We start from the raw sequence: 5,607 nt of genomic DNA, 5'->3' as shown, positions 1-5,607 counted from the left end.
CAACCATGAGAGCGTGGGCATTTGCCTGGTCGGTGGATTGGATAACAACAACCAGCCGGAAGATAACTTTACCCCACTGCAGAAGCGAATGCTGAAGCTGCTGATTGCTGGTCACCAGGCTCTGTACTCTGATGTGGAAGTACGGGGTCATAACCACTACAGCGAACACAAAGCCTGCCCAAGCTTTCCCGTTGAAGTATGGCTCTACCAGGAAGGGCTGCAGGGAGTTGATCTGTGAGTTGGGCGGCTGCGGTTCCCTTGGTTGGGATGGTCATAGATAAGCTGTTCCCTGATGCGAACAAAGCAAGTGAAGCTAAAGCACAGCTAGCTGAGATGATGTTGAACGGTGAGCTTGAAGAGTTGGAGCATCAGGCGGGTGTCATCAATACAGAAGCCAAGGGCGAGAGCTGGTTGCAACGCTGCTGGCGTCCGGTTGTGATGCTGGTGTTCACGGCACTGGTTGTGTGTCGCTGGATGGGCTGGGCGGCCCCTGATCTCAGTGCAGAGGTTGAGCTGAAGTTGTTCAGCATTATCCAGCTGGGCATTGGTGGTTACATTGCCAGTCGTGGTGTGGAGAAGGTGGCGAGAACATGGACGCAAAGCAGGTGATAAAGGTTATGTGTCGTGTAGCTGTGGTTTTGCACCGATTCAGAAAAGTTCGGTATCGTCCGTTTGATGCTCTGAAAGCCCTGTCTTTACTGGCTTCCTGCAAGGCGGAGGGACCCTGCGAACCTTTAGCTAATGCGGGTATGCAACAGCGCGAGGTTTCGCCAGCGACAGAGTGAAAATCGGGGTTGACAGAGGTTGACAAAAAATGGCTTAAGCCAGAATTTATCTGGGTTCCGTTGTCAATCAGGTTATCCTCTTGTCAACTCTGATGAGGCTCCCATCGGCCGTTGGCATTGATTAAAGCGGTTGACACTTTCAGGCTGCGAGTCAGTGCTCTTAAATGCTTCTTGGAAGGGGAAAATCGAGGTTGATGATCTGTCCAGAACTCTCCCCAGTCCCGATGCATGGCCATGGTTCGTGCTCGCTGAATGGAGTGCAGGTTGCCCAACTCAATCAGAAAAATAGCGTCGTACATTTCCGGATACCAGCGATTGAGATAGTTCAGCGTATTTCGATCCGGATGCAGTAACCAGCAGGACATAAAATGGCCGTTGGAGAGTTCAACGGCCAACAGGATGGGGTGATTCATTGTTATTACCAGCTCATTTGAATGGTGTGCCATTGACCTTCCTGCCAGTAGTGCAGGTATTCAGCGCCGGTGTCATAAGCCAACACTGTCAGGGCCTGTAAGTCGGTGCTGCGTTTGGGTTTCACCAGGTGCCAGGAATCACCCATCTCTTTGTAGGATTTGGCTCCGTCTTTGGTGATGAAGGAAATATCACCAAGATCAACTAACACCCGGGCATCATGTTCTGTGGGGAAATACTCCCTGAGGATCTGGCCAACCAGATCCCCATCGAAGTGGCAATAAATGGAGCGATAGCTGCCGTCTGCCAGCAGCACCGCAATGCGCGACCGTGTGCTCATAGGACGGCCTCCAGCCCGGCAGTGATTCGATAAATTCGGTCCTGGCCTTCCGGCCTTTCCGACTCAATGGTCAGCCCTAGTCGTTTTTTCAAGGCTCCGGCCAGCGTTCCCCGAACGGTGTGTTTCTGCCAGCCGGTTTGCTGCATGATCTCTTCGATGGCAACGCCTTCAGGTCGGGCCAGCAGTTCAATCACGGTGTACAGTTTGGTACCGGTACGAATCTTGCCTTTGTCCTTTGGGGCAGGCTTATCTTCAAGGCCTATGGCGGCTTTGCCCTGTGGGCTGATGTCGTAGGTATCGGGCTCTTTCAATACAATCAGAAAACCACGGCTGGTCAGGCTCTCCAATACCTTTTTTCGGGCTCCACCTTTGATGGTGAGATCAGAAGCCTGAAGGGTTCCGGTTTTAGCGGCTTGCTGCAGAACGCTTTCTTGAGCTGGGGTGACTTTGTCGTTTTTCATGGCGTTTCTCCTTTTGTGGTTATTGCTTTTTTCCATCTTTGAATCCTTGCTGGTAAGCCTCTTCCAGGGCTTTCCGGACACACCAGACAGCGACTTCATTGAAATCTTCGGACGTCTTTCGTTCACTCAGGGTGTCGAACAGTCGATTGTTTTTGGCGATCGCTGTCAGGGCTTTTTCGGTGCGTTTGTTCATTCGGTTGTCCTTTCGGTTGATTTGTTTTTGTTATGTACAGTTAGGCTCTATAACCGTTGGTTATCAAGAGAAAGCGGATAATTATCAATTGCTAGGAGGATAGATCGGGCTCTGGCGGGGAATACAGGGGGCAAGCGAGGTTATGGCGCTACTTTCACAGTCAGAATTCGCTAAACGTCAAGGCTGGAGTCGGCAGTATGTAGGCAAACTGGTCAAATCCGGAAAGATTACCCTGGTCAACGGGAAAGTTGACCCGGAACAGGCACTGGCTGCCATAAAAGCCCAATCAGAGCCTTCCACAGAACTGCGTGCCAAGTCGCAAAACGGGACAATACTTCCTGCATCCCCAACCGATTCTCGACAGGCGGTGGATTTTGTTACTGCTCGCACCATGCGCGAAGCTTTCAAAGCCAAAATGGCCAAGATGGAGTATGAAGAGAAGGCTGGCAAGCTGACCGATGCTTCCAAAGTCAAGGCAGAAGCGTTCAGGGCTGGCAGAATTGTCCGGGATTCGTTGCTTGGCATACCTGATCGACTCTCTGACGTCCTCGCTGCTGAAGAGGATCCTGTCAAAGTAAGGCAATTATTGATGGAAGAACTTGAATCCATTCTGCATGAGTTGAGTCAACAATGAGATCTCCCTACTTTGATGGATTCTTTGCGGGACTAAAACCGGATACCCGCCTGACAGTTTCCGAGTGGGCGGATGAGCATCGCATCTTGCCCATGAAGTCTGCCAAGGAAGCGGGGCGCTGGAGAACGGCAAGAACTCCTTACCTCCGAGAGATTATGGACGCCATGTCACCGTCATCACCGGTAGAGCAGGTGGCGTTTATGAAGGGCGCTCAAACCGGAGGAACTGAAGCAGGCAATAATGTGCTTGGCTATGTGATTCACCATACTCCGGGGCCAATGATGTATGTGCTGCCCACACTGGATATGGCCAAGCGAACCTCCAAGCAGCGGATCGCACCCATGATTGAGGCCATGCCGGTGCTGAGGGACTTGGTAAAAGATCCCCGTTCCAGGGATTCCGGCAACACCCAGATGGTGAAGGAGTTTCCCAACGGCGTACTGATCATCACCGGTGCCAACTCGGCCACCGGGCTTCGTTCCATGCCAGCTCGCTTTCTGTTTTTGGATGAAGTGGATGCTTATGAGGATGATGTGGACGGTGAAGGCAGTCCGATCAATCTCGCGATTAAACGGACGGCGACGTTTTCCCGTAACCGTAAGATTCTGATGGTATCCACACCGAATATTGCTGGATCCAGCAAGATCGAAGCGGCTTACCTGGCCAGTGATCAGCGGCAATACCATGTGCCTTGTGTGAAGTGCAATCACATGCAGCCCATTGAGTGGCAGCAGATCCGGTTTGAGGATCAGGATCCGGAGACCGCGTGCTTTGAATGTGTGAGTTGTCAGCATCGGATGGGAGAACATGATAAACCGAAACTTCTGGGTAATGGTCAGTGGGTAGCGATGAACCCGGAAGCTAACGGAAAAATTCGTGGTTACCACCTGAGTTCGCTCTACAGCCCTAACGGTTGGTACAGCTGGCAAGATGCCGTTGCCGATTTTCTGGCAGCTAAAGACAATCCCATTCTTCTCAAAGACTGGACCAATACGGTACTTGGCCAGACCTGGCAGGAAGCCGGTGAAACGGTGGATCATGAATTGCTCTACCAGCGTCGTGAGCACTATCCGGCAGAAGTGCCCTGGCCGGTTGAGGTACTGACCTGTGGCATTGATGTGCAGGATGATCGAGTGGAGTTTGAAGTGGTGGGCTGGGGAGCCGGAGAAGAGAGCTGGTCCATTGATTACGTCCGGCTCTATGGTGACCTCTCCCGTCCGGATATCTGGAATATTCTGGCCGGAAAGTTACGGCAATCATATAGACGCCATGATGGCGTGTTAATGAATTTGGCTCAGGTTTGTATGGATTCCGGTGGCCACTTCACCGATGAGGTTTACGCCTTTTCCAGAAAGCATGGGACGGACTGGTTAATACCGATCAAAGGAGCATCTCAATCGGGTAAACCCATCGCGACCTTCCCAAAGACAAAGAACAAGAAAGGCATCTATCTCACTCTCGTAGGAACGGATACCGCAAAAGAGTTGATCTACCAGCGTTACCGTATTCTTGAGCCTGGCGCAGGCTACTGCCACTGGCCCATTGCGGACTGCTTTGATGAGGACTACTTCAAGCAGGCCACGGCAGAAGAGAAGGTACGTAAATACAAGCACGGCGTTGCCTACTTTGAATGGGATGCCAAAAAGAAGCGCAACGAGGCACTCGATTGCCGGGTCTATGCCCTGACGGCTGTCAGGATCCTTCAGCAACATCGAGGGCTGGATCTGGAACAGCTGGCAGCACAACGGCCAGAGCCGGAAGTGCAGATAGAACAAGAAGAACCAGCGGATATCGCCGTGAATCGCAATCGTCGAATCTCTCGCAGTACCTACCTCAATGGATAAACCCATGATTACCGATGCTGAATACCAGGCCCTGAAACGAGCCGTGTTGCTGCGGGAAACCCGCACCGTGGAATTTGAGGGGCGCAAAGTGGAATACGCCAGCTTCGGTGAGATGGAAAGGCGACTGCAGGCCATTGAGCGGGAACTGGCGAAACAGCAGAAGCGGCCTCGCCAGTATGGCGTCTATTCCCGACGCGGCATCTGATCTTACCGCCAGAAATGCAGGACCATCACCAGCGCTATGAGCAAAACAATCAGCGTTGTGATGGATTGCCGGATCTGATCGGCGGTCCGCTTTCTTGGGTCGTTTTTATCGTTGCCCTGTGGGTTACTCAACAGGCAGGGTGCCAGGTTAGCCATCATCAGAAAACAGCCCAAAATCAGGACTGAAATAACCACCGCTTTCAAAATCAACCACTCCATTTCTTACTGCGAGGACGGACACCCTTGTTTGACTGGATACGACAGAAATGGTTGCAGACATCATCGAAAACGATCCGAAATCTGGCCTACACCTCCGCTGGGCGTGGGCGGAGAAGCCAGAGTTGGTCAGCCCCATCCTCCGGCCCGAATAACACATTGACTGGTAATCTGGGGACGTTAATCAATCGTTCACGAGCAGCGATTCGCAATGATCCCTGGGCGGCATCCGGGCTGGAAAATCTGGTAGCCAATATTGTGGGGACCGGGATCAAACCCAAGTCTGAAGCGAGCAATGATCCGTTCCGTAAAAACCTGCAGGCACTGTTTCTGGATTGGTCCGATGAATCCGATGCGGATGGTCAGCTGGACTTTTATGGCCAGCAATCACTGGCAGTGCGTTCCATGCTGGAAGCCGGTGAATGCTTTGCCCGACTGAGGCCTCGGAAACCATCCGATGGACTCAGCGTGCCTCTGCAAGTGCAGCTACTGGAAGCGGAGTTTGTTCCCTGGGATTAC

General features: G+C 52.3%; 12 protein-coding genes. 7 read left to right on the top strand and 5 right to left on the bottom strand.

Going from position 1 to position 5,607, the window contains the following annotated elements; translation table 11 throughout:
• The 3 genes from AK963_RS24780 to AK963_RS35885 form a co-directional block, all read left to right on the top strand.
• The coding region (locus AK963_RS24780) for a peptidoglycan recognition protein family protein (RefSeq protein ID WP_175404632.1) at window positions 1-238 on the top strand (238 nt) is incomplete at its 5' end.
• A complete protein-coding gene (locus AK963_RS24775; protein ID WP_083232878.1) occupies window positions 235-609 on the top strand; it encodes a 3TM-type holin in 375 nt (124 codons plus the stop codon). The genes AK963_RS24780 and AK963_RS24775, both read left to right, overlap by 4 nt.
• The gene (locus AK963_RS35885) at window positions 591-785 is read left to right on the top strand and encodes a hypothetical protein (protein ID WP_066018063.1); all 195 of its coding nucleotides are present in this window, start codon (window positions 591-593) and stop codon (window positions 783-785) included. Before AK963_RS24775 ends, AK963_RS35885 begins: the two co-directional genes overlap by 19 nt.
• An 83-nt stretch (window positions 786-868) precedes the next feature.
• Here AK963_RS35885 and AK963_RS24765 read toward each other — a convergent pair whose 3' ends face one another.
• From AK963_RS24765 to AK963_RS33570, 4 genes are read right to left on the bottom strand one after another with little or no spacing between them, the layout of a single operon-like run.
• Entirely contained in the window at window positions 869-1,198 is a 330-nt protein-coding gene (locus AK963_RS24765; protein ID WP_139117640.1) for a hypothetical protein, read from the bottom strand.
• 5 nt (window positions 1,199-1,203) lie between these two features.
• Window positions 1,204-1,536: a hypothetical protein gene (locus AK963_RS24760; RefSeq protein WP_066018061.1), complete on the bottom strand. Its 333-nt coding sequence runs from the start codon at window positions 1,534-1,536 to the stop codon at window positions 1,204-1,206.
• Window positions 1,533-1,997: a DUF3489 domain-containing protein gene (locus AK963_RS24755; protein ID WP_066018065.1), complete on the bottom strand. Its 465-nt coding sequence runs from the start codon at window positions 1,995-1,997 to the stop codon at window positions 1,533-1,535. The genes AK963_RS24760 and AK963_RS24755 overlap by 4 nt, the downstream gene beginning before the upstream one ends.
• Before the next feature lie 19 nt (window positions 1,998-2,016).
• Window positions 2,017-2,190, bottom strand: a complete 174-nt coding sequence (locus AK963_RS33570; protein WP_175404631.1) for a DUF6900 domain-containing protein — start codon at window positions 2,188-2,190, stop codon at window positions 2,017-2,019.
• A gap of 142 nt (window positions 2,191-2,332) precedes the next feature.
• On the opposite strand from AK963_RS33570, the gene AK963_RS24750 reads away from it, so the two are divergent.
• From AK963_RS24750 to AK963_RS24740, 3 genes are read left to right on the top strand one after another with little or no spacing between them, the layout of a single operon-like run.
• On the top strand, window positions 2,333-2,824 hold the full coding sequence (locus tag AK963_RS24750; RefSeq protein WP_066018060.1) for a uracil-DNA glycosylase family protein: 492 nt from the start codon (window positions 2,333-2,335) through the stop codon (window positions 2,822-2,824).
• Entirely contained in the window at window positions 2,821-4,668 is a 1,848-nt protein-coding gene (locus AK963_RS24745) for a phage terminase large subunit family protein (RefSeq protein WP_066018059.1), read from the top strand. The genes AK963_RS24750 and AK963_RS24745 overlap by 4 nt, the downstream gene beginning before the upstream one ends.
• Window positions 4,661-4,873 (top strand): phage head-tail joining protein, encoded by a 213-nt coding sequence (locus AK963_RS24740; RefSeq protein ID WP_066018058.1) that lies wholly within the window; start codon window positions 4,661-4,663, stop codon window positions 4,871-4,873. The genes AK963_RS24745 and AK963_RS24740 overlap by 8 nt, the downstream gene beginning before the upstream one ends.
• A gap of 2 nt (window positions 4,874-4,875) precedes the next feature.
• Here the strand turns inward: AK963_RS24740 and AK963_RS24735 are convergent, their stop codons facing one another.
• Window positions 4,876-5,091: a hypothetical protein gene (locus AK963_RS24735; protein ID WP_066018057.1), complete on the bottom strand. Its 216-nt coding sequence runs from the start codon at window positions 5,089-5,091 to the stop codon at window positions 4,876-4,878.
• A gap of 24 nt (window positions 5,092-5,115) precedes the next feature.
• Here AK963_RS24735 and AK963_RS24730 point away from each other — a divergent pair.
• On the top strand, window positions 5,116-5,607 hold a 492-nt coding region (locus AK963_RS24730), incomplete at its 3' end, for a phage portal protein (protein ID WP_202969855.1).

This window comes from Endozoicomonas atrinae, from assembly GCF_001647025.1.
Classification (GTDB): domain Bacteria; phylum Pseudomonadota; class Gammaproteobacteria; order Pseudomonadales; family Endozoicomonadaceae; genus Endozoicomonas; species Endozoicomonas atrinae.
The sequence above is the reverse complement of the archived record's forward strand: the minus strand, read 5'-3'. Positions and strand labels throughout refer to the sequence as shown.